At 72.9% G+C, this 20857-nt stretch carries 20 protein-coding genes and 1 pseudogene; 10 read left to right on the top strand and 11 right to left on the bottom strand.

Annotation, left to right across the window (positions count from 1 at the left end; translation table 11 throughout):
- Positions 1-79 precede the first annotated feature (79 nt).
- From ACH4ZX_RS16145 to ACH4ZX_RS16135, 3 genes are read left to right on the top strand one after another with little or no spacing between them, the layout of a single operon-like run.
- Positions 80-1153, top strand: a complete 1074-nt coding sequence (locus tag ACH4ZX_RS16145) for a thiamine ABC transporter substrate binding subunit (RefSeq protein ID WP_398272597.1) — start codon at positions 80-82, stop codon at positions 1151-1153.
- On the top strand, positions 1129-2817 hold the full coding sequence (locus ACH4ZX_RS16140) for an ABC transporter permease (protein WP_398272595.1): 1689 nt from the start codon (positions 1129-1131) through the stop codon (positions 2815-2817). The genes ACH4ZX_RS16145 and ACH4ZX_RS16140 overlap by 25 nt, the downstream gene beginning before the upstream one ends.
- Positions 2818-3837 carry an ABC transporter ATP-binding protein gene (locus ACH4ZX_RS16135; RefSeq protein ID WP_398272593.1) on the top strand — a complete coding sequence of 340 codons (1020 nt, stop codon included), beginning with the start codon at positions 2818-2820 and terminating at the stop codon, positions 3835-3837.
- A gap of 104 nt (positions 3838-3941) precedes the next feature.
- Here ACH4ZX_RS16135 and ACH4ZX_RS16130 read toward each other — a convergent pair whose 3' ends face one another.
- The 7 genes from ACH4ZX_RS16130 to ACH4ZX_RS16100 form a co-directional block, all read right to left on the bottom strand.
- Positions 3942-4643 carry an LAETG motif-containing sortase-dependent surface protein gene (locus ACH4ZX_RS16130; protein WP_398272591.1) on the bottom strand — a complete coding sequence of 234 codons (702 nt, stop codon included), beginning with the start codon at positions 4641-4643 and terminating at the stop codon, positions 3942-3944.
- A gap of 159 nt (positions 4644-4802) precedes the next feature.
- On the bottom strand, positions 4803-5924 hold the full coding sequence (locus ACH4ZX_RS16125) for an LOG family protein (RefSeq protein WP_398272589.1): 1122 nt from the start codon (positions 5922-5924) through the stop codon (positions 4803-4805).
- Between the two features lie 78 nt (positions 5925-6002).
- Positions 6003-6410 (bottom strand): VOC family protein, encoded by a 408-nt coding sequence (locus tag ACH4ZX_RS16120; protein ID WP_398272587.1) that lies wholly within the window; start codon positions 6408-6410, stop codon positions 6003-6005.
- A 94-nt stretch (positions 6411-6504) separates the two neighbouring features.
- Positions 6505-8025, bottom strand: a complete 1521-nt coding sequence (locus ACH4ZX_RS16115) for a hypothetical protein (protein WP_398272585.1) — start codon at positions 8023-8025, stop codon at positions 6505-6507.
- Positions 8007-8747 carry an ABC transporter ATP-binding protein gene (locus ACH4ZX_RS16110; RefSeq protein WP_398272583.1) on the bottom strand — a complete coding sequence of 247 codons (741 nt, stop codon included), beginning with the start codon at positions 8745-8747 and terminating at the stop codon, positions 8007-8009. The genes ACH4ZX_RS16115 and ACH4ZX_RS16110 overlap by 19 nt, the downstream gene beginning before the upstream one ends.
- 192 nt (positions 8748-8939) lie before the next feature.
- Positions 8940-10322 carry an aspartate aminotransferase family protein gene (locus ACH4ZX_RS16105; protein ID WP_360749899.1) on the bottom strand — a complete coding sequence of 461 codons (1383 nt, stop codon included), beginning with the start codon at positions 10320-10322 and terminating at the stop codon, positions 8940-8942.
- The gene (locus ACH4ZX_RS16100; protein WP_360749902.1) at positions 10307-10822 is read right to left on the bottom strand and encodes an Lrp/AsnC family transcriptional regulator; all 516 of its coding nucleotides are present in this window, start codon (positions 10820-10822) and stop codon (positions 10307-10309) included. Before ACH4ZX_RS16100 ends, ACH4ZX_RS16105 begins: the two co-directional genes overlap by 16 nt.
- A gap of 169 nt (positions 10823-10991) precedes the next feature.
- On the opposite strand from ACH4ZX_RS16100, the gene ACH4ZX_RS16095 reads away from it, so the two are divergent.
- The 6 genes from ACH4ZX_RS16095 (at position 10992) to ACH4ZX_RS16070 (ending at position 15556) form a co-directional block, all read left to right on the top strand.
- Complete coding sequence (locus ACH4ZX_RS16095) at positions 10992-12431, top strand: gamma-aminobutyraldehyde dehydrogenase (protein ID WP_398272581.1); 1440 nt, start codon at positions 10992-10994, stop codon at positions 12429-12431.
- A gap of 254 nt (positions 12432-12685) precedes the next feature.
- On the top strand, positions 12686-13165 hold the full coding sequence (locus ACH4ZX_RS16090) for a sortase-dependent protein (RefSeq protein ID WP_398272579.1): 480 nt from the start codon (positions 12686-12688) through the stop codon (positions 13163-13165).
- Positions 13162-13776 (top strand): class F sortase, encoded by a 615-nt coding sequence (locus tag ACH4ZX_RS16085; RefSeq protein ID WP_398272577.1) that lies wholly within the window; start codon positions 13162-13164, stop codon positions 13774-13776. The genes ACH4ZX_RS16090 and ACH4ZX_RS16085 overlap by 4 nt, the downstream gene beginning before the upstream one ends.
- Positions 13773-14264 carry an RNA polymerase sigma factor gene (locus ACH4ZX_RS16080; protein WP_398272575.1) on the top strand — a complete coding sequence of 164 codons (492 nt, stop codon included), beginning with the start codon at positions 13773-13775 and terminating at the stop codon, positions 14262-14264. The genes ACH4ZX_RS16085 and ACH4ZX_RS16080 overlap by 4 nt, the downstream gene beginning before the upstream one ends.
- Positions 14248-14781 carry a hypothetical protein gene (locus ACH4ZX_RS16075; protein ID WP_398272574.1) on the top strand — a complete coding sequence of 178 codons (534 nt, stop codon included), beginning with the start codon at positions 14248-14250 and terminating at the stop codon, positions 14779-14781. Before ACH4ZX_RS16080 ends, ACH4ZX_RS16075 begins: the two co-directional genes overlap by 17 nt.
- Before the next feature lie 253 nt (positions 14782-15034).
- The gene (locus ACH4ZX_RS16070) at positions 15035-15556 is read left to right on the top strand and encodes a hypothetical protein (RefSeq protein ID WP_398272572.1); all 522 of its coding nucleotides are present in this window, start codon (positions 15035-15037) and stop codon (positions 15554-15556) included.
- Here ACH4ZX_RS16070 and ACH4ZX_RS16065 read toward each other — a convergent pair.
- From ACH4ZX_RS16065 to ACH4ZX_RS16055, 3 genes and pseudogenes are all read right to left on the bottom strand, one after another.
- Positions 15549-16733 carry a serine hydrolase domain-containing protein gene (locus ACH4ZX_RS16065; RefSeq protein ID WP_398272570.1) on the bottom strand — a complete coding sequence of 395 codons (1185 nt, stop codon included), beginning with the start codon at positions 16731-16733 and terminating at the stop codon, positions 15549-15551. The two genes, ACH4ZX_RS16070 and ACH4ZX_RS16065, sit on opposite strands and share 8 nt — an antisense overlap.
- A 190-nt stretch (positions 16734-16923) precedes the next feature.
- The gene (locus ACH4ZX_RS16060; RefSeq protein WP_398272568.1) at positions 16924-17610 is read right to left on the bottom strand and encodes a glycerophosphodiester phosphodiesterase; all 687 of its coding nucleotides are present in this window, start codon (positions 17608-17610) and stop codon (positions 16924-16926) included.
- Between the two features lie 19 nt (positions 17611-17629).
- Positions 17630-18792, bottom strand: a pseudogene (locus tag ACH4ZX_RS16055) (adenosine deaminase).
- A gap of 55 nt (positions 18793-18847) precedes the next feature.
- Here ACH4ZX_RS16055 and ACH4ZX_RS16050 point away from each other — a divergent pair.
- The gene (locus ACH4ZX_RS16050) at positions 18848-19618 is read left to right on the top strand and encodes a DUF4190 domain-containing protein (RefSeq protein ID WP_398272566.1); all 771 of its coding nucleotides are present in this window, start codon (positions 18848-18850) and stop codon (positions 19616-19618) included.
- Positions 19619-20056: 438 nt separating this feature from the next.
- On the opposite strand, the gene ACH4ZX_RS16045 is transcribed toward ACH4ZX_RS16050, so the two are convergent.
- Positions 20057-20668, bottom strand: coding sequence for an NADAR family protein (locus tag ACH4ZX_RS16045; RefSeq protein WP_398272564.1), 612 nt, complete (start codon positions 20666-20668; stop codon positions 20057-20059).
- Between the last annotated feature and the right edge of the window lie 189 nt (positions 20669-20857).

Raw genomic sequence — 20857 nt, 5'->3', positions numbered from 1 at the left:
TGTTGCGCCCTGCCCGGGCACCCCTCGCGGGTCCCGGGCAGGGCCGCGTCTCTTCCTGGTCAACCCCAGGAGGAATCCAGTGCACCACAAGACCCTCGTGGCCGTCGCCGCCGGACTCGGTCTCGTCGCGTTGTCGGCGTGCGGATCGTCCGGCGGCTCCGGCGCGACGGACTCCAGGACCGTCACCCTCGTCAGCCACGACTCGTGGGCCGTCTCCAAGAGCGTGCTGAAGGACTTCGAGAAGTCCTCCGGCTACAAGGTCAGGGTCCTCAAGGACGGCGACGCCGGCCAGGCCGTCAACAAGGCCATCCTGACCAAGGACAACCCGCAGGGCGACGTCTTCTTCGGCGTGGACAACACCCTGCTCTCCCGGGCCCTCGACAACGGGCTGTTCCGGCCGTACGAGGCGAAGGGCGCCGGTCAGGTCCTGCCCGAGCACCGGGTCGACCAGGCGAAGCACCGGGTCACGCCCGTCGACTACGGCGACATCTGCGTCAACTACGACAAGGCGTACTTCAGCAAGCACAAGCTGGCCCCGCCCGCGTCGTTCGACGACCTCGCCAGGCCCGCGTACAAGAACCTCCTGGTCACCGAGAACGCCGCCACCTCCTCGCCCGGCCTCGGCTTCCTGCTCGGCACCGCCGCGAAGTACGGCGACGGGGGCTGGCACGGCTACTGGAAGAAGCTCAAGGCCAACGGCGTGAAGGTCGTCGACGGCTGGGAGCAGGCCTACAACGAGGAGTTCTCCGGTTCCGCCGGCGGCCGGAAGGCGGGCGGCGACCGTCCGCTCGTCGTGTCATACGCCTCCTCGCCGCCCGCCGAGGTCGTCTTCGCCGACCCGAAGCCGGCGACCGCGCCGACCGGGGTGTCGTACGGGACCTGCTTCCGGCAGACCGAGTACGCGGGGCTGCTGAGCAATGCGAGGAACGCCGCGGGCGGCAAGGCCCTCATCGACTTCCTGCTCACCGAGAAGTTCCAGCAGGACATGCCGCTGAACATGTTCGTCTACCCGGTGCGCGAGGGCGCGCAGGTGCCGCCGGAGTTCGCCGAGTACGGCAAGCCGGCCGCGGACCCGCGGACCCTGGCCCCCGGCAAGATCGCCGCCGACCGCGACCAGTGGGTCAAGTCGTGGACGTCGCTCGTACTGAAGTAGCGGTCCGCCCCGAGGCAGCGGTCCGCCGCACCCGTGCGGGGAACGCGGCCAGGCTCGCGCTGATGGCCGGGCCGGCCGCGTTCTTCGCGCTGTTCTTCGCCTACCCCGTCGCCGCGATCGTCGCCCGCGGGCTGAAGTCGGACGGGGTGTGGCACCTCGGCCGGATCGTGGACGTGCTCGGGCAGGACGGCATCCGGCACGTGCTGTGGTTCACCACCTGGCAGGCGTGCGCCTCCACCGCGCTGACGCTGGCGGTCGCGCTCCCCGGCGCCTACGTCTTCGCCCGGCTCGACTTCCCCGGCAAGCAGGTGCTGCGGGCCGTGGTGACGGTGCCGTTCGTGCTGCCGACGGTCGTCGTCGGCACGGCGTTCCTCGCGCTCGTCGGACGCGGCGGACTGCTCGACGCGTGGTGGGGTGTGCGGCTGGACACCACCGTGTGGGCCATCCTGCTCGCGCACGTCTTCTTCAACTACGCGGTCGTCGTCCGCACGGTGGGCGGGCTGTGGGCCCAGCTCGACCCCCGGCAGGAGGAGGCGGCGCGGGTGCTCGGCGCCTCCCCGTTCGCGGCCTGGCGGCGGGTCACCCTGCCGGCGCTGGCGCCTGCGGTGGCCGCCGCCACGCTGATGGTGTTCCTGTTCACCTTCACCTCCTTCGGCGTGGTGCAGATCCTGGGCGGCCCGGCCTTCTCCACCCTCGAAGTGGAGATCTACCGGCAGACGTCCGAGATCTTCGACCTGCCGACGGCCGCCGTCCTCACCATCGTCCAGTTCGCGGCGGTGGGCGCGATCCTCGCCGTGCACGCCTGGACCGTACGGCGGCGGGAGACCGCGCTGCGGCTGGTGGACGCCTCGGTGACCGCGCGGCGGCCGCGCGGCGCCGGGCAGTGGGCGCTGCTGGCCGGGGTCCTCACCACGATCGCGGTCCTGCTCGTGCTGCCGCCGGCCGTCCTGGTGCAGCGGTCCCTCACCGCGCCCGGCTTCGGCTACTACCGGGCGCTGACCGGTCAGGCCGGCAACGTCTTCCTCGTCCCGCCCATCGACGCGGTCGGCAACTCCCTCGAGTACGCCCTCGCCGCCACCGCCATCGCCGTGCTGATCGGCGGCCTGGCCGCCGCCGCGCTCGCCCGCCGGGACGCGGGCCGGCTGGTCCGCGGCTTCGACGCGCTGCTGATGCTGCCGCTCGGGGTGTCCGCGGTGACCGTCGGGTTCGGGTTCCTGATCGCGCTCGACGAGCCGCCGCTGGACCTGCGCGGCTCGTGGATCCTGGTGCCGCTCGCGCAGGCGCTGGTCGGCGTCCCCTTCGTGGTGCGGACCATGCTGCCGGTGCTGCGGGCCGTGGACGCGCGGCTGCGGGAGGCGGCGGCCGTGCTCGGGGCGTCGCCGTGGCGGGTGTGGCGGGAGGTCGACCTGCCGATGGTGCGGCGGGCACTGCTGGTCGCGGCCGGGTTCGCGTTCGCGGTGTCGCTCGGGGAGTTCGGGGCGACCGTGTTCATCGCGCGGCCGGACAACCCGACGCTGCCGGTCGCCGTGGCCCGCCTGCTGGGCAGGCCCGGCGACCTCAACTACGGGCAGGCGATGGCCCTGTCGACGATTCTGATGGTGGTGTGCGCGGTGGCGCTGCTGGTGCTGGAACGTCTCCGCATCGACCGGACCGGGGAGTTGTAGATGCTGCTCAGCCTGCGGGGCGCGACCGTGCGGTTCGGGGGGCGGGCCGTGCTCGACGCGGTCGACCTGGACGTCGCCGAGCACGAGACCGTGTGTGTGCTCGGGCCCAGCGGCAGCGGCAAGTCGACGTTGCTGCGGGCGGTGGCGGGGCTGCAGCCGCTGGACGCCGGGCGGGTCCTGCTCGGCGGGCGGGACCAGGCCGGCGTGCCCGCGCACCGGCGCGGGGTCGGGCTGATGTTCCAGGACCACCAGCTGTTCCCGCAGCGGGACGTGGGCGGCAACGTCGCCTTCGGGCTGCGGATGCGCGGGGCCGCGAAGCGGGAACAGGCGGACCGGGTGAGGGAGTTGCTCGACCTGGTCGGCCTGCCGGGGGCCGCCGGCCGGGCCGTGGCCTCGCTGTCCGGCGGGGAGCAGCAGCGGGTGGCGCTGGCCCGCGCGCTCGCGCCCCGGCCGAGCCTGCTGATGCTCGACGAACCGCTCGGCCAGCTCGACCGCTCGCTGCGGGAGCGCCTGGTCGTCGAACTGCGGGAGTTGTTCGGCGTGTTGGGCACGACCGTGCTCGCCGTGACGCACGACCAGGGTGAGGCCTTCGCGCTGGCCGACCGGGTGGTGGTGATGCGCGACGGGCGCATCGCGCAGTCCGGGACGCCGCTGGAGGTGTGGCAGCGGCCGGCGGACGCCTTCGTGGCACGCTTCCTCGGCTTCGAGAACGTCGTCGAGGTCACCGTGAGCGGCCAGGCCGCGGACACGCCGTGGGGCAAGGTGCCGGTGGCCGAGGGCGCCCCGCAGGGCACCCGGACCCTGCTGGTGCGGCCCGCCGGGGTGCGCCTGGTGCCGGCCGACGAGGGGCTGCGCTGCACGGTCGCCGCCCGCACCTTCAAGGGCACCCATGTCGCCCTGCACCTGCAGCCGCGGGACGCCCCGCGTCTGGAGGCGGCGTGCGCGCTGCGGGAGGCGCCGGAGGCCGGGGCGAGGGTGGGAGTGCGGTTCGACGCGGCGGACGTCGTCGTGCTCGGGTGATCCGCGCGGGCCGTCGAGCCCACGGAGGAGGACCGTCCGGACGGACGACCGTGGCCCGCCCCCGGATACGGGGACGGGCCACGGCGGTGGTAGCGGGCGGGGCGTCAGCGGTTGCTGTCGGCTCCGCGGCGGCGCATGCCGAAGAAGACGGCACCGCCGCCGACGACGACCAGCGCGCCCGCGATGCCGACGATCAGGCCGGTGTTGGAGTTCGCACCGGTCTCGGCGAGGTTGGAGTCACCGGCGGCCGGGGACGGCTCGTTGTCGGCGGTGTCGGCCGGAGCGGTGCTGCTCTCCGAGGCCGACGGGGTCGAGGTCGGGGTGGGAGACTCCTCGGCCGGGGTCGAGGCGGACTCCGACGGCGACGGGGTGGCCGGCGGCGTCGACTCGTCCTTCGAGCAGCCCTCGGACGGAGTCGTCAGGTTCGGCTTGATGTCCTCGTCGACGAGGTTGCGGTTGCCGTTGTTGGCGGTGACGTGGATGCGGTACTCGGCGTTCGGCTTCCAGTCCTCGTCGAAGGTGATGACGGTGCCTTCGCGGGAGCCCTTGACCTCCTGCTCACCGATCTTCTGCTCGTCGGCGCCGTTGTTCTCCAGGAACACGGTGATGACGGCCGGCACCCCGGAGGGGTCCTTGTCGGTGACGGTGATGACGCCCTTGGCGCCGTCGCACTTGGCTTCGGCCGAAAACTCCTTGATGTTGCAGGCGAGAGCGTTGCCTGCGACACCCAGCGTGAGCGCGGTGGTCGCGGCGGCGACGCCGAGGACTCGCGCGGAACGACGGGCGGTACGGCGGGTTATGGACACGTTTGCCCTTCACGGGATGCACAACTGCGGGGGGTGGCGGAGACAATGACGCCCCAGTGGCTGAGGCTTCAGGATCCCCAGGAGGCTCACAGGTCTATAAGCGCTCCATAAGGAGTGTCAATCCGTAAGCTCATCCTACGTGTTGGCTTTACGGTCTCATTAACCGCAGAGACGTTTCAACGCCTCCGGGGCCTCCTCGATCCGGTCAACGAGGGCGATACGGGACTCCATCGAACGTTCCCGGGCGAGTGCCTGCAAGAGAGGCCAGGCTGGCAGCCGCTCGGTCCAGTGGGCGCGGTCGACGAGCACCATCGGCGTCGGTTCGCCGCGGGACTCGTAGTAGTTGGGGGTCGCGTTGTCGAAGATCTCCTGCACGGTCCCCGCGGCGCCCGGCAGGAAGACCACGCCCGCGTTGCAGCGGGCCAGCAGCCCGTCCTCGCGGGTGGCGTTGGCGAAGTACTTGGCGATGTGGGCCGCGAAGGGGTTCGGCGGCTCGTGGCCGTAGAACCAGGTCGGGATGCCGATCGAGTGGTTGCCTTTCGGCCAGCGGGTGCGCACCTCGAAGGCGCAGCGGGCCCAGTCGGTGATCGAGGGTGTGAACGACGGCACCTTGCCGAGCAGCCGGCATGCCTCGTCCAGCATGTCGTCCTCGTACGGCGCCGCGTACGCGCCCAGGTTCGCCGCCTCCATCGCACCCGGGCCGCCGCCCGTCGCGACGGTGAACCCGATACGGCTCAGCTCGCGGCCCAGCCGGGCGGCACCGGCGTACTCCCGCGTCCCGCGCGCCATGGCGTGGCCGCCCATCACGCCCACCACCCGGGCGCCGCGCAGGAGTTCGTCGAGGGCGTCGGAGACGGAGTCGTCGTGCACGGCGCGCAGCATCGAGGCGAAGATGTCGCCGTCGGCCCTGGTCTGCTGGAACCAGGCGTAGGACAGGGCGTCGGGCGTCCGCTCGTATCCCCGCTCCAGCGAGGCGAACAGTTCGTCGGCGGTGTAGAGGCGCCCGCGGTAGGGGTCGAAGGGCAGATCCGGGACCGGCGGGAAGACCAGGGCGCCGTCCGCGCGGACCTTGGCCTCGGCCTCGTGCCGCATCGGGCAGCCGAGGAAGACGGCCCCCGCCGTGTCGGTGGTGAGCAACTCCCGCGTACGGTCCGTCAGATCGACGCCCTGCAGGCGGTGTCCGGCGAGGGTGCCGCCGGCCGAGACGGCCGCGTCGAAGTCCTCGAGCGTCTCTATCTCGTGTCGGTCGTGGTGGGCCGCATGGGCCGGGCTCGTCTGCACCGGCCCATGCTAGGGGGTGTCTGACACATGCCCGCGGCGTCGCTCATTTGTCAGACACCCCCTAGGCATGCGCGTCCCTCAGCCCTGCACCGCCGCCGGATCCATCCACACGACCTCCCAGGTGTGTCCGTCGAGGTCGTCGAAGGCACGGCCGTACATGAAGCCGTGGTCCTGCGTCTCCCCGGCGATGCTGCCGCCCGCGGTGATCGCCCGGTCGACCAGCTCGTCGACCTTCTCGCGGCTCTCGGCGCTCAGGCAGACCAGCACCTCACTGGTCTTCCTGGAGTCGGCGATCTCCTTCTTCGTGAACGTGGCGTAGTGCTGCTTGCTGAGCAGCATCGCGATGATCGTGTCGCTGATCACCACGCAGGCGCAGTCGTCCGTGCTGAACTGCGGGTTGATGGTGTAGCCGAGCTCCGTGAAGAACTTCTTCGACGCCTCTACGTCGTCGGTGGCCAGGTTCACGAAGATCATCTGCTGGTACATGGGACCTCTCCCGTGGGTGTCGTGCCGTTCGTCGGGGTAGACCGGGGGCCGTCGCGGAACTCATCGGCGTCCCGGATTCTTCTCGCGGGGTTCTTCAGCGGGCCAGGGGGAGCGCCGCCAGCTCGGCGACGACCAGGGTCAGCGGGCCGAAGAGGGCGAGCAGGGCGCCGGTGCGCAGCGCCGCCGCGCCGCGCAGCAGTGTGGCCGGGGCGCCCAGGCGCAGCAGGGTGGCGGTGATCTCGGCGCGGGCGTGCCTGGCCTCGGCCGCGGCGGTGAGCAGCGTGGCGCAGGCGCAGCCGGCCACGAGCAGCGTGCCGAGGGTGGTCAGCGGGCCGAAGGCGAGGGGCCCGGTGCCGCCGTACAGGGCCGTCATGGCGTACGAGCCCGAGACGACGGCGCAGACGATGCCGAGGGGACGGCCGATGCGGGTGGCCTCCGCCATCAGGACCCGGCCGGCCAGGAGACGCAGGGCGCCGGGGCGGACGGCCTGGACGAGCAGGCCGGTGAGGTGGGTGAGCGCGGGGGCGGCGAGTGCGAGACCGAGGGCGGTGAGGGCCCAGCCGGCGAGCACGGCGGGGGCCGAGCCGGTCACGGCGCCGGTGAGGGAGGCGGCGGTGGACTCGGTGCGGCTCGCGTACGCCTCCACGGCCAGGCCCGCGGCGAGGACCGCGATGCCCCAGGGCAGGCCGGTGGGCGGCTGTTTCGGTGCGGGGACGACGGCGTGGATGCCCGGTGCCGGTGCCGGTGCCGGTGCCCCCGCCGCGCCGCCCGGCCGCTGCGGGGCGCCGTCGGCCGCCGTGCCGGCCGCCGTGTGGAGTTCCGCCCGGAGTTCCGCGTCGAGGTCGGTATCGAGGTCGGTATCGAGTCTCGCGTCGATACCCGCGTCGATACCCGCGTCGATACCCGCGTCGAGTTCCGGGACGGTCGCCGTCGGTGCGGTGCGCCGGGCGGCGGCCGCGCGGGCGGGCCGGCCGCCGGCCTTTGGGCCGGACGCGCGTGCGCCGAACCAGTCGTACGCACCGAAGGCGGCCGGCCTGCCCCGCCCCGCGCGTGCGCCGGACCGGCCGGCCGCCCGCGCGGTCCCGCGGGCCGCCGCCGGCCGCAGGTCCCGCGGCCTGAGCACCACCGCCACGGCCACCGAGGCGATCCCCGGCACCAGCGCCAGCAGCGTCAGCGTCGCCGGCAGCGGCAGCGGCCGGTCCGCGGCCAGGGACCGCGCCGCCGCGCCGTCGAAGGGCAGGCCGGTGAGGTCGCCGCGCAGGTGGAGGAAGACCAGCAGCGCCAGCATCGAGCCGAGGGCGGTGGACAGGGCCGTGGTGGTCGCCGAGACCGCCATCAGACGGGCCGGGCCCAGGCCGATCGCCGACAGGCCGGAGCGGGGCCGGGTGCCGGGGTCGGTGCGGGCCGCCGCGACCGCGAAGTGCACGGTGGCCGCCAGCGGTGTCAGGCACCAGGCGAGGCGCAGCAGCGAGGTGCCGGGCGTGTCCGGGTGGCCCAGCGCGTGGCCGAGGGTGCACAGCAGGAGGAAGCCCGTGCCCGCCGAGGCCACCGCCACCAGCAGCCGGCGCAGTTGGACGGCGGGGTGGGCGCCGCGGGTCAGACGGAGAGCGAGCACGCGGCCCGGCCTTCCGCCTCGGTGACCGGCGGCAGGTGCACGGTCTTCACGCGCCGTCCGTCCAGCAGCGACACCGTGCGGTCGGCCTGGGCCGCGGTCCGCGGGTCGTCGGTGGCCAGCACCACGGTGATGCCGTGCGAGCGGGCGGCGGTGGTGAGCGTGCGCAGCACGTGGACGCGGTCGGCGCGGTGCAGGGGAGCGGTCGGCTCGTCGGCGAACAGCACCGTGGGTTCCGGGGCCAGCGACCGCGCGATGCACACGCGCTGCCGTTCCGCCTGGAGCAGCTCGTGCGGCCGTTTGCGCGCCTTGGCGCCGATGTCGAGGCGCTCCAGCCACTCCAGGGCGGCCGTCTTGGCGCGGCGGCGGCTCGTGCCGCGCAGCATCAGGGGCAGCGCGGTGTTCTCCCAGACGTTCAGCTCGGGCACGAGGACGGGAGCCGGATCGATCCAGCCGAAGCGGTCCCGGCGCAGTCGTTCCCGGCTCAGGGCGCCCATGGTGTGCACGGGCGTGCTGTTGAACCACACCTCGCCGCGCTGTGCGGGCAGCAGTCCGCACAGGCAGCGCAGCAGGGTCGTCTTGCCGCTGCCCCGCGGGCCGCTGACGGCGAGGATCTCGCCCTCCCGGACGCCCAGCGAGACACCGCTGAGCGCGGGCGAGCCGTCGTTGTGCTGGTAGTGCAGGGCGCGGGCCCAGAGCACGTCGTTGTCCGGCGGGGCCACCATGGGCGTACACCTCGGTTCAGATCCGTGATTGCCGTGCCAATCCCCCGTCCGGGGGAACGAAGACAGCGCCGATCGGTCACTGGGCACGCTAGGCAGCTCGCGGTGGGAGGCCGGACAGCACGCGGCCCCGGGCGCCCGTTTCTCACTCGAACGGGCGGCACCGGGGCCGTGGATGATCTTCTTGGCGGACGATCAGAGCTTCGTCCACGCCTCCGTCAGCGTCGCGCGCAGGATCTGCTCGATCTCGTCGAACGTCTCCTGGTTGGAGATCAGCGGCGGGGCGAGCTGGATGACCGGGTCGCCACGGTCGTCGGCACGGCAGTACAGGCCGTTGTCGAAGAGGGCCTTCGACAGGAAGCCGTACAGCACCCGCTCGGTCTCCTCGTCGTTGAAGGACTCCTTGGTGGCCTTGTCCTTCACGAGCTCGATGCCGTAGAAGAAGCCGTTGCCGCGGACGTCGCCGACGATCGGCAGGTCGTGCAGCTTCTGCAGGGTGGACAGGAACGCGCCCTCGTTGTCGAGCACGTGCTGGTTGAGGTTCTCGCGCTCGAACAGGTCGAGGTTGGCGAGGCCGACCGCGGCGGAGACCGGGTGGCCGCCGAAGGTGTAACCGTGCAGGAAGGTGTTGTCGCCCTTGTAGAACGGCTCGGCCAGCCGGTCGGAGACGATGCACGCGCCGATCGGGGAGTAGCCCGACGTCATGCCCTTGGCGCAGGTGATCATGTCCGGGACGTAGTCGAACTTGTCGCAGGCGAACATCGTGCCCAGGCGGCCGAAGGCGCAGATGACCTCGTCCGACACCAGCAGCACGTCGTACTGGTCGCAGATCTCGCGCACCCGCTGGAAGTAGCCGGGCGGCGGCGGGAAGCAGCCGCCGGCGTTCTGCACCGGCTCCAGGAAGACCGCGGCGACGGTGTCCGGGCCCTCGAAGAGGATCTGCTGCTCGATCTGGTCGGCGGCCCAGCGGCCGAACGCCTCCGGGTCGTCGCCGAAGATCGGGGCGCGGTAGATGTTGGTGTTCGGCACCTTGTGCGCGCCCGGGACGAGGGGCTCGAAGGGGGCCTTCAGGCCCGGCAGGCCGGTGATGGACAGGGCGCCCTGCGGGGTGCCGTGGTAGGCGACCGCGCGGGAGATGACCTTGTACTTGGTCGGCTTGCCGACGAGCTTGAAGTACTGCTTGGCGAGCTTCCAGGCGGTCTCGACGGCCTCGCCGCCGCCGGTGGTGAAGAACACCTTGTTCAGGTCGCCCGGGGCGTGGTCGGCGAGGCGCTCGGCCAGCTCGACGGCCTTCGGGTGGGCGTAGGACCACACCGGGAAGAACGCCAGTTCCTGGGCCTGCTTGAAGGCGGTCTCGGCGAGCTCCGTGCGGCCGTGACCGGCCTGCACCACGAACAGGCCCGCGAGACCGTCGAGGTAGCGCTTGCCCTTGTCGTCGTAGATGTAGGTGCCCTCGCCGCGCACGATGGTGGGCACGGGCGAGTTCTCGTACGAGGACATGCGGGTGAAGTGCATCCACAGGTGGTCGTACGCGGTGCGGCTGAGGTCCTTTGAGCTCACGGTTATCGGGTTCCCCACATGTAGGTCTGCTTCTTGAGCTTGAGGTAGACGAAGCTCTCGGTGGAGCGCACGCCGGGCAGGGCCCGGATGCGTTTGTTGATGACGTCCAGCAGGTGGTCGTCGTCCTCGCAGACGATCTCGGCGAGGATGTCGAACGAGCCCGCGGTCATCACCACGTACTCGACTTCCGACATGTCGGTCAGCGCGTCGGCCACAGGGTCGAGGTCGCCTTCGACGTTGACACCGACCATCGCCTGGCGCCGGAAGCCCACGGTGAGCGGGTCCGTGACGGCGACGATCTGCATCACGCCCTGGTCGAGCAGCTTCTGGACGCGCTGGCGCACGGCCGCCTCGGACAGGCCGACGGCCTTGCCGATCGCGGCGTACGGCCGGCGGCCGTCCTCCTGGAGCTGCTCGATGATGGCGAGCGAGACGGCATCCAGATGAGGGGTGCCGTTCCTGGACTCGCGGGAGTCCCTCTGGTCTGCGCTTCGACTGGCCACCAGGTCACTGTGCACGACGTCTCGACAGTTCCGCAAGGGCGAGGCGATGAAATTCGTTGTTTACGTGACTGAGACCTGCGGATTTCGCAGCGATGATGCGATCGGGGGTGTTGAAAACGTCGGCCCGCCGATTAGTGTGTGGGTCTCAGCAATCGGACATCAGAAACCCGACAGGAGGCCGGCAGTGAGCACCGAGCTGCGTCGTCTGCGCAACTACATCGACGGTGAGTTCCGGGACGCCGCCGACGGACGGACCACCGAGGTGGTCAACCCCGCGACGGGCGAGGCGTACGCGACCGCCCCGCTGTCCGGTCAGGCGGACGTGGACGCCGCCATGGCGGCCGCCGCCGCGGCCTTCCCGGGCTGGCGCGACACCACGCCGGCCGAGCGTCAGAAGGCTCTGCTGAAGATCGCGGACGCGTTCGAGGAGCGCGCCGAGGAACTGATCGCGGCCGAGGTGGAGAACACGGGCAAGCCGATCGGGCTCACGCGGTCCGAGGAGATCCCGCCGATGGTCGACCAGATCCGCTTCTTCGCGGGCGCGGCCCGGATGCTCGAAGGCCGGTCGGCCGGCGAGTACATGGAGGGGATGACCTCGATCATCCGCCGCGAGCCGGTCGGCGTCTGCGCGCAGGTCGCGCCGTGGAACTACCCGATGATGATGGCCGTGTGGAAGTTCGCCCCGGCGATCGCCGCCGGCAACACGGTCGTGCTGAAGCCGTCGGACACCACCCCGGCCTCGACCGTCCTGATCGCCGACATCCTCGGCTCGATCCTGCCCAAGGGCGTCTTCAACGTCGTCTGCGGCGACCGTGAGACCGGCCGCATGATGGTCGAGCACCCGACCCCGGCGATGGCCTCCATCACCGGCTCCGTCCGCGCGGGCATCCAGGTCGCCGAGTCCGCCTCCAAGGACGTCAAGCGCGTCCACCTGGAGCTGGGCGGCAAGGCGCCGGTCGTGGTGTTCGAGGACACCGACATCGCCAAGGCCGTCGAGGACATCTCGGTGGCGGGCTTCTTCAACGCCGGCCAGGACTGTACGGCGGCCACCCGCGTCCTCGTCCAGGAGTCCGTCCACGACGAGTTCGTCGCCGCGCTCGCCAAGGCCGCGTCCGAGACGAAGACCGGTCAGCCGGACGACGAGGACGTCCTCTTCGGCCCGCTGAACAACCCCAACCAGCTCAAGCAGGTCTCCGGCTTCATCGAGCGGCTGCCCGCCCACGCCAAGGTCGAGGCCGGCGGTCACCAGGTCGGCGACAAGGGCTACTTCTACGCCCCGACCGTCGTCTCCGGCCTGAAGCAGGACGACGAGATCATCCAGAAGGAGGTCTTCGGCCCGGTCATCACCGTCCAGTCCTTCCGGGACGAGGACCAGGCGGTGGAGTGGGCCAACGGCGTCCAGTACGCGCTGGCCTCCTCCGTGTGGACCAAGGACCACGGCCGCGCGATGCGCATGTCGAAGAAGCTGGACTTCGGCTGCGTGTGGATCAACACGCACATCCCGCTGGTCGCCGAGATGCCGCACGGCGGCTTCAAGCAGTCCGGCTACGGCAAGGACCTGTCGGCGTACGGCTTCGAGGACTACACGCGGATCAAGCACGTGATGACGTCGCTGGACGCGTAAGGCCTCCGGCGCCTCGGCGTCCGCCCACGGCCCCTGGACGGGACTCGTCCCCGGGACTTTTCCCCGGGACCTTTCCCCGGGACTTGTCCCGTCCAGGGGCCGTGCTGTTTCCGGAGGGCCTCCTCCAGGGGCCCTCGCGCCCGTCGGCTTTGCCTGCTCTTTACAACCCCTCCGGGTGCTGTCTCGTCTCTCCGCTCGATCCGTGACCATCCCGCCGGTCCACCGGCGGGCGGACCGACGAAAGAGAGCGATCCATGCGCCGAACCGGCCTCAGTGCCCTGGTACTCGCGTGCACCGCCGTCCTGGCGGGCGCGGTGCCCGCGTTCGCCGACGGGGCGACGGCGGCCGCCTCGCCCACCCCCCGCCAGCCCATCAGCGCCCCCTCGACCGGGTCCACCGTCGCCCCGTCGACCCGGCCCACCGACGCCCCGTCGACCCGGCCCACCGGCGCCCCGTCGACCCGGCCCACCGGCGCCCCCTCGACCCGGCCCACCGGCGCCCCCTCCCCGGTGCCGAGCGCCACCGACCGCACGCGGAAGAGCCCGGCTCCGTCCCGGAGGCCCTCGGACCAGGTCACCGTCGTGCCCAGCGGGGCGCCGGACACCGGCCGGGTGACCGCCTCGCCGGAGTCCGGCGGCGTGGCCGGGCTGATCGGCGGGGGCGCCGCCGCGGCGGTCGTCGCGGGCGGCGGCGCGGTCCTCCTCGTACGGCGTCGGCGGGCGACGGGGGAGTGACCCCGCTCGCCAGGCGCGCCTTCCTCACCTCGACGGCGGCCGTGCTGCTCGCGGGCTGCGGTGGCCCCGGGCCCGCGAAGGTCTCGCCGGAAGGGACGGCGGGAACCGGGAGGACCGGTTCCGCCGCAGCGGGGCACGCCTCCGCGGGTTCGGCTCCGGTGCGGCTGCGCATCCCCGCCATCGGCGTCGACACCCCCGTCCTGCGGCTGGGACTGGCCGCCGACGGCACCGTGCAGGTCCCCCCGATCACGGCGCACGACCGGGCGGGCTGGTACCGCCACTCGCCGGCGCCGGGACAGACCGGTCCCTCGGTGATCCTCGGTCATGTCACCGTCGGCGCCTACGGGGACGGAGTGTTCCGGCACCTCGCGGAACTGCGCCGCGGCGACCGGATCGCGGTGCGCCTGGCGGACGGCGGGACGGTGCGGTTCGCCGTCACCGCCGTGCGCACCGTCGCCAAGGCGGACTTCCCGACCGACGACGTCTACGGGAACGTGGACCGGCCGGAGTTGCGTCTCGTCACGTGCGGCGGACCGCGCAGCGGCGACGGCTACCGCGACAACGTGATCGTCTTCGCCGCACCGGCACCGAGTGCTGCGGGAGAACGGTGAAACGGTCCCGTGAGAGGGCGGCGTCCGAGCTGTTCGCCGCCCTCTATCCGCGCCTGGCCGGCTGGTGCCGCCGTCTCGTCGACGACGACGAGACGGCGCACGAGATCGCCTCGGAGGCGTTCACCCGGCTCTGGTCCCGCTGGACGGCGGTGGCCGAACCCCAGGGCTTCCTCTACGTGACCGCCGCCAACCTGGTCCGCGACCACTGGCGCAAGCTGGAGCGCGAGCGCCGGGCGGTGCGCCGGGCCACCGTCGAGGCCGCCGTGCGTCCGCCCGCCGAACCGGCCGACCCGTCGGTGCGGCTGCTCGTGCAGTCCCTGCCGGACCGGCTGCGGGTGCCGATCCTGCTGCACTACTACGCTGACATGCCGATCCGGGAGGTGGCCGTGCTGACCGGGCGCAAGGAAGGGACCGTCAAGGCCGATCTGCACACGGCTCGCGAGCTGCTCCGCGCCCACCTGAGGAGAAGCCTTGATCACACACGCTGACGACGGTCCGGACTTCGACCCCGACGACCCCCTGGCCGTCCTGCTGCGCCCCCCGGCCGGCCATCTCGGTCCGCCCCCGGGCCGCTACGAGGCGATCCGCCGCGGTGCGGCGCGCCGCAGGCTGCTGCGTGCCGCGGCCGGAGCGGGCGCCGTCTGCGCCGTCGTCGTGCTCGTCGCGCTGCCGCTGCGGTCGTTCGGCCCCGGGACGCCCGCGCCCCCGGCGGTCCCGCTCGCCCCGCCGCCCGCGAGCGGCCCCGCGACCGGGCCGGACCCGTCGACCTCGCCCCGGCCGGCCGTGACCGGCGCCACCCGCCCCGCAACCGTCGTCCCGACCCCGGCCCCCGACGGGACCGACCGGACCGGCCGCACCGGTCAGACCGGGACGGATCCGACCGGCCCGACCTCCCGTACGCCCTCGACGGGCTCGACCAGCTCGACGGGCTCGCGCAGGGCCGCGCCGTCGACGTCCCCGAGCCGGGGCCCCGTCCCGTCCTCCACCGCGGAACCACGGGGATGAGCCGGGCGAGGCACGACCCGCCGGGCGGCGAACGTGCCCGCGGCGCTGACGCCTTGGGGACGCCGACGGCCTGGTCCCGCACGCCGCCCGTGAGTTGGCCGCGCTGACGGGGTGCCGCGGCGCGAACTGCCCGCGTCACGCGCGCGGTTCCCGGCCGCGCCGGAAGCGGTGTGGCGGCGCGCCGAGGGGATCGACGCGCGTCTCTTCCGGGGGTGCTTTTGAACACGTTCAAATGCAGGGCTACGCTGCCGTCATGAGCGACAGAGCCGCCCTGCTGAAGGGCATACGCGCCTGGTTGGTCCTCTTCGTCGTCTGCCTGGTGCTCAGTGGCGCCACGGCCTTCCCCCTCGTCCACGAACTCCACTGGACCGAGGACCTGTTGCGGTCGCTGTCCGTGTCCGACCACCTGCCCGCGCTCACCGACTGGATCGAGCGGGTGCGGGCCGGAGTCGACACCGCCGACGCCGACTACCCCTTCCTGCTCTACGGCACCGACTGGCTGGCCTTCGCCCACCTGGTGATCGCGGTGGCCTTCTACGGCCCCTACCGCGACCCCGTCCGCAACATCTGGGTGGTCGAGTTCGGGATGATCGCCTGCGCCGGGATCGTCCCGCTGGCGCTGGTGTGCGGGCCGATCCGCGGTATCCCCTTCTGGTGGACGGTGATCGACATGTCGTTCGGCGTCTTCGGGGTGATCCCGCTGTACGTCGTGCGCCAGAAGATCAAGCGGCTGGCGGCGCTCACCCCGGACGCCGCCCCCGTACCGGCTACTTGAGCGCCGCCGCGGCGATCCGCCGCGCGACCGGGTTCATCGCCTCGCCCTTGGCGTCGGTGGCGCCGACGCCAAGGGCGAGGGTGCGGCTCAGGTCGCGGGTCGCGGCGACCACGGTGCTGTAGCCGTACCGCGCCCCCGACTTGAGCCAGTAGACCCGGCCCTCGTACACGAAGCGCTGCAGACCGGCGCTGTAGGTCGCCCCGTCGATGCCCGCCGGGACCGTGAACATCTCCCGCAGTTGGGGGCCCGGCACGATCCGCCCCGTGAACAGCTCCGTGACCAGGCGTTCCAGATCCGCGGTCGTCGAGATCATGTCGCCGGCCGCCCAGCGGTCCGCCTGGTTCCACTCGGTCACGTCCACGAAGGCGGTCGTGCCGTCGGCCTTCCGGACCGCCTGGTAGCCGTGGTTGTGCGGGCCGCGGATGCCCGGGTCGGTGCCGGGGAAGTACGTGTCGCGCAGGCCGGCGGGACGCAGGACGAGCCGCGCGGCCTCGTCGGCGTACGAGCGGCCCGTCACCTTCTCCACGAGCAGGCCGAGGACCGTGTAGTTGACGTTCAGGTAGTGCTGCCGCTCGCCGGGGCGGAACTCCGGGCCCTTCGCCACCGCCGACGCGACGACCTGACGGGGCGTCAAGGTGTTGAAGCGGTGGGCGTACTGCTCCTCGAAGGAGTCGCCGAAGCCGTCACCGGCCGGGATGCCGCTGGTGTGGTTCAGCAACTGCCGTACGGTGACCGGCTCGAAGGCGTCGCCGAGCAGGCCGGGGAGGTAGCGCTGAACCGGCGCCGACAGGTCGATCCGGCCCTCGGCCGCGAGCCTGAGCACGACGGCCGCCGTCACCACCTTCGTCGTCGAGCCGGCCCGGAAGCGGGCGTCCGGGTCCGCCGCCCGGCCGCTCGCCAGATCGTGCACGCCCGCACTGCCCCGCCAGGCGCCGTCGCCGCCGCCGACCCGCACCTGGGCCGCGGTCGCGTCCGTGTCCGGGAGCCCGGCGATCGCGGCGCGCAGGGCGTCGGCGTCGGGAGCGCCGGGGGAGGCCGTGCCGCGGCCGGCGGCCGGTGCCGGTGCGGCCGGTGCCGGTGCGGCCGGTGCGGCGAGGGCGGGGGCGGCCAGCGGGCCGGCGGCCAGGGCGAGGACGAGACAGGCGGTGAGGGCGGAGCTGCGGCTGCGTGCGCGCATCGACTCTCCTGAGATCGGCGGAAGGGGCCGGGAGCGACCGGGGGAGCTCGTGATCATCCTCCGGCCGCCCGCGCCCGCCCGGATCGTCGGCGAGGAGGGTGCCCGACCCTGGGGAAACCCCGACCGAGTGCCCGCCGCAGCAGGGGTGTTGTCAGGGGCCGTCCCTAGGGCCTGTCGGGTCGCGCCACAACTAGAGCGGGATGCGCAGGGGGCTGAGTACGTCGACGCGGTTGGTGGTGATCGAGTCCACGCCGACGTCGATCAGCCGGCGCATGGAGCGGCGGGTGTCCGGGGTCCAGACGGACAGCAGGTAGCCGTCACGGTGGACGCGGGCGGCGAGGGCGCGGTCGACCAGGGAGAAGCGGTAGTTCAGCCAGCGCGGGCGGATCGCCTCCAGCAGGACCGGCCGCGGGGGCGCCAGCGTGCTGCGGGTCAGGGCGATCTCCGCGGACGAATCGGCCGCGCGGACGGCGAGCATGGCGGCCGCGTCGGCGCAGTAGTACACCCGCTCCCGCGCCCCGGCCTCGCGTACGACGTCCACGACCCGGCGAACCGCCCGCACGTCCGGCTCGCCGGGCAGGTCCAGCATCACCCGGGTGCCGTCGGTCGCGGCCAGCGCCTCCGCCAGCGTCGGCACCCCGCCGTCCGTCAGCTCACGCACCTCGCCGGCCGTCAGCGACCGCAGCGGCCGGTCCCGCTCCCACAGGCGCTTCAGCGTCGCGTCGTGCAGCAGCACCGGCACGCCGTCCTTCGTCAGCCGTACGTCGATCTCGACGGCGTCCGCGCCCATGACGAGCGCGGAACGCAGCGAGTCGACGGTGTTCTCGCGGACGCGGTAGGGGTCGCCGCGGTGGGCCACGGCGGTCACGTTCTGCATGACCCCCATTGTGGCGGGATCAGGGGGCGAGCCACGCCGTGGTGTACGCGTCGATCTCGTCCCGGATCCGTGCCTTGCCCGCCTCGTCGAGGAAGGAGGCGTCGACGGCGTTCTTCGCCAGGTCCGCGAGGCCCCGCTCGTCCAGCTCCAGCAGGCGGGCGGCGACCGCGTACTCGTTGTTCAGGTCGGTGCCGAACATCGGCGGGTCGTCGGAGTTGATCGTCACCAGGACGCCCGCCTTCGCGAACTCCTTGATCGGGTGTTCGTCCAGGGCGCGCACTGCGCGGGTGGCGATGTTGGAGGTCGGGCACACCTCCAGCGGGATCCGCCGCTCGGCCAGGTGCGCGAGCAGTTCCGGGTCCTGGAAGGAGTTCGTGCCGTGCCCGATGCGCTCGGCCCGCAGGTGGGTCAGCGCGTCCCACACCGTCTGCGGGCCGGTGGTCTCGCCGGCGTGCGGCACCGACCGCAGCCCGGCGGAGATCGCCCGGTCGAAGTACGGCTTGAACTGCGGTCGCGGCACACCTATCTCGGGTCCGCCGAGCCCGAAGGAGACCAGGCCCTCGGGGCGCACCCGGTCGTCGGTGGCCAGCCGGGTCGTCTCCTCGGCGGCCTCGAGACCGGCCTCGCCCGGGATGTCGAAGCACCAGCGCAGCACGGTCCCGAAGTCGGCCTCGGCCGCCTTGCGGGCGTCCTCGATCGCGTCCATGAACGCGCGCTCGTCGATGTTGCGCCGGGTCGAGGACCACGGGGTGACGGTCAGCTCGGCGTAGCGCACCTGCTGCCGGGCCATGTCACGGGCCACCTCGTACGTCAGCAGCCGTACGTCCTCCGGCGTGCGGATCAGGTCCACGACGGACAGGTACACGTCGATGAAGTGGGCGAAGTCCGTGAAGGTGAAGTAGTCGGCCAGGGCCTCGGGGTCCGTGGGCACCTTCGAGTCGGGGTGGCGGGCGGCCAGTTCGGAGACGATCCGGGGGGAGGCGGAGCCGACGTGGTGGACGTGCAGTTCGGCCTTGGGCAGTCCGGCGATGAAGGCGTGCAGGTCGTTCGGGACGGCGGTGGACGCGTCGAGACGGTCGGTCAAGGGTTCCTCCCCGGGAACGGCGTCCCGCGGCGGTCGGCCGGTGGGACGCGGGTGATCGGCTGATCGGTGACTCGGGGATCATCGTAGGCCGAGCCCACGCGTGGCCGGGCCGGGCCGTAGAGTGACGGGACGTCCAGAGAGGGGACCCGCCGCATGTCCGACGACGCGCAGACGCCGGCGGCGCCGGACAACGGCGCCGGTCACTGGCCGGCCGCCCCCGGCGACGGGACCGGCCGGGTCCCCCTGGACAAGCCGCAGCCGGCGCCGGAGCCGAACCCGTGGGCGCCGCCCGCCGCCGACGCCCCGGCGGGCCCCGGTCGGCACGCCGGGGCGGGGCAGTTCCCGGCGGCGCCCTCCGTGCACGACCAGCGGACGGACGTCTCCATGCCCGGCGCCGGAGCCGGCGGCACGCCGCCCCCCTCCCAGCCCTGGGCCGGCCCCTTCGCCCCGCCGACCCCGATGCCTCAGACGCCCGGCCCCGTCCCCTCGCTCGGCGAGCCGGTCCCCCCGCCGCCCATCGCCCCCGACGGCCCCGGCCAGGTCCCCTACGGCTATCCCGGCAGCCCCTCCGGCTACCCGGCCGGCAGCCCCTCCGGCTACCCGGCCGGCAGCCCGTCGGGCTATGGCGCCTCGGGCTACGGCAGCCCCGGCTATTACGGCTGGCCCGGCATGACGCCGCTGCCCAGCAACGGCATGGGCACCGCCTCGATGGTGCTCGGGATCGTCGGGGCCGCCGGCTTCTGTCTGTGGCCGATCGCCATCATCGTGGGGGTGCTCGCCCTGATCTTCGGCTTCATCGGCCGCGCCAAGGCCGCCCGGGGCGAGGCGACGAACCCGGGCCAGGCCCTGACCGGCATCATCTGCGGAGCCGTCGGCATCGTGCTCGGCGTGGGCATGATCGCCTTGCTGATCGCCAACCCGTGACCTTCCGGTCCAGGCCGGACACCTGATCACGTCGTCGGCCCACAGTCCTGCCTGCCTCCCGGCCCGGCCTCCGACCGGCGCCTCGCGGGCGGCCCCCACCGTCCTGCCCCGGACCCCGCCCTCCGTCGGCGTCCGGCACCGGAAACGGTGTCCGCCGACAGCCTGCCCGCCGGGCCATGGTCGGGGAAGTGGGGGAGGACCGAGCCGGCCGTCGCCGGTCACCGGCCCCGGCCCGCACGAGCGCTTCGGGCGTCCGGCCTCCCGAGCCCTGCCGGGTCCGCCGCCGAGGCGACGGTGTCCGCCGTCGTCGGCGGCGACGCCCGTTCCACCGCGGCGGCCCGAGTCCCCGGCCCGAGTCCGCGGCAAGGCCGGGCCCGCCTGTCCAGCCACGGCGCCGCGACCGTCCCGCGACAGTTGGCCCGAGTCCCCGCCCGCCCCTCACCCGCCCCCGGCCAGTCGCTCCCGGGCCTCCATCAGGGCGAAGCCCAGCAGGTTCGCGCCGCGCCAGCGCTCGGGGTCCGTCGCCGCCTCGTCGGTCGCGGCGAGGCCGATGCCCCACACCCGGTCCACGGGACTCGCCTCCACCAGCACCCTCCCCCAGCCTTCGGCCGGGGGGACCCCCATCTCGCTTCGCTCGCCCGTGTTCAGCAGGAACTCCCGCAGATCGGCGTGGGCGGCGAACTTGTGGACGTTGCCCTCCACCACGATGCCGAACCGCTCGCGCTCCCAGACCGCCTCGTCGAAGCCGCGCACCAGGCGCCCGGCCTTCTTCGCCTGCGAGGGATGGTCCGCGGCCAGTGCCTGCCGCTCCGCCTCCAGGTCGCCGAACAGCCGCGCCTTGCGTGCCATCATCCAGTGCTCGGCGGTCGCATAGGTCACCGAGTCCACGGTGAACGGCGACGGCCACCACTGGCTCAAGCAGCCCGGCCCCACCCGGCCGTCGGCTCCCGGCCGATGCCCCCAGAAATGCAGATACTTGATTCCGGCCCCCGCGCGGGCCGCCCTGACCAGGGACTCCCTGGAGTCGATCTTCCCCGTCACCCGTTCCATGCACGCGAGTGTCGCAGCCGCCACTGACACTCCGTCCCCCCTTTTTCGGGGCGACTCGACACCTGGTCGACAGATTCCGTCGCGTAACCGAAAGGCAACAACGGAATCACTTGTAGGAGTCCCATTGCTCTGTCAGGATCGGCACTCAAATCGGACTGGAGCCACGCCACCCGCCCCATGAGCCGGGTG

Origin of the sequence: Streptomyces sp. NPDC020490 (assembly GCF_044335305.1) — a bacterium.
Classification (GTDB): domain Bacteria; phylum Actinomycetota; class Actinomycetes; order Streptomycetales; family Streptomycetaceae; genus Streptomyces.
The sequence above is the reverse complement of the archived record's forward strand: the minus strand, read 5'-3'. Positions and strand labels throughout refer to the sequence as shown.

Bases quoted from the DNA above. Each gene is read 5' to 3' on its own strand.
- ACH4ZX_RS16135 (WP_398272593.1), top strand. From the start codon at position 2,818: ATGCTGCTCAGCCTGCGGGGCGCGACCGTGCGGTTCGGGGGGCGGGCC.
- ACH4ZX_RS16120 (WP_398272587.1), bottom strand. From the start codon at position 6,410: ATGTACCAGCAGATGATCTTCGTGAACCTGGCCACCGACGACGTAGAG.
- ACH4ZX_RS16110 (WP_398272583.1), bottom strand. From the start codon at position 8,747: ATGGTGGCCCCGCCGGACAACGACGTGCTCTGGGCCCGCGCCCTGCAC.
- ACH4ZX_RS16090 (WP_398272579.1), top strand. From the start codon at position 12,686: ATGCGCCGAACCGGCCTCAGTGCCCTGGTACTCGCGTGCACCGCCGTC.
- ACH4ZX_RS16070 (WP_398272572.1), top strand. From the start codon at position 15,035: ATGAGCGACAGAGCCGCCCTGCTGAAGGGCATACGCGCCTGGTTGGTC.
- ACH4ZX_RS16065 (WP_398272570.1), bottom strand. From the start codon at position 16,733: ATGCGCGCACGCAGCCGCAGCTCCGCCCTCACCGCCTGTCTCGTCCTC.
- ACH4ZX_RS16060 (WP_398272568.1), bottom strand. From the start codon at position 17,610: ATGCAGAACGTGACCGCCGTGGCCCACCGCGGCGACCCCTACCGCGTC.
- ACH4ZX_RS16050 (WP_398272566.1), top strand. From the start codon at position 18,848: ATGTCCGACGACGCGCAGACGCCGGCGGCGCCGGACAACGGCGCCGGT.
- ACH4ZX_RS16045 (WP_398272564.1), bottom strand. From the start codon at position 20,668: ATGGAACGGGTGACGGGGAAGATCGACTCCAGGGAGTCCCTGGTCAGG.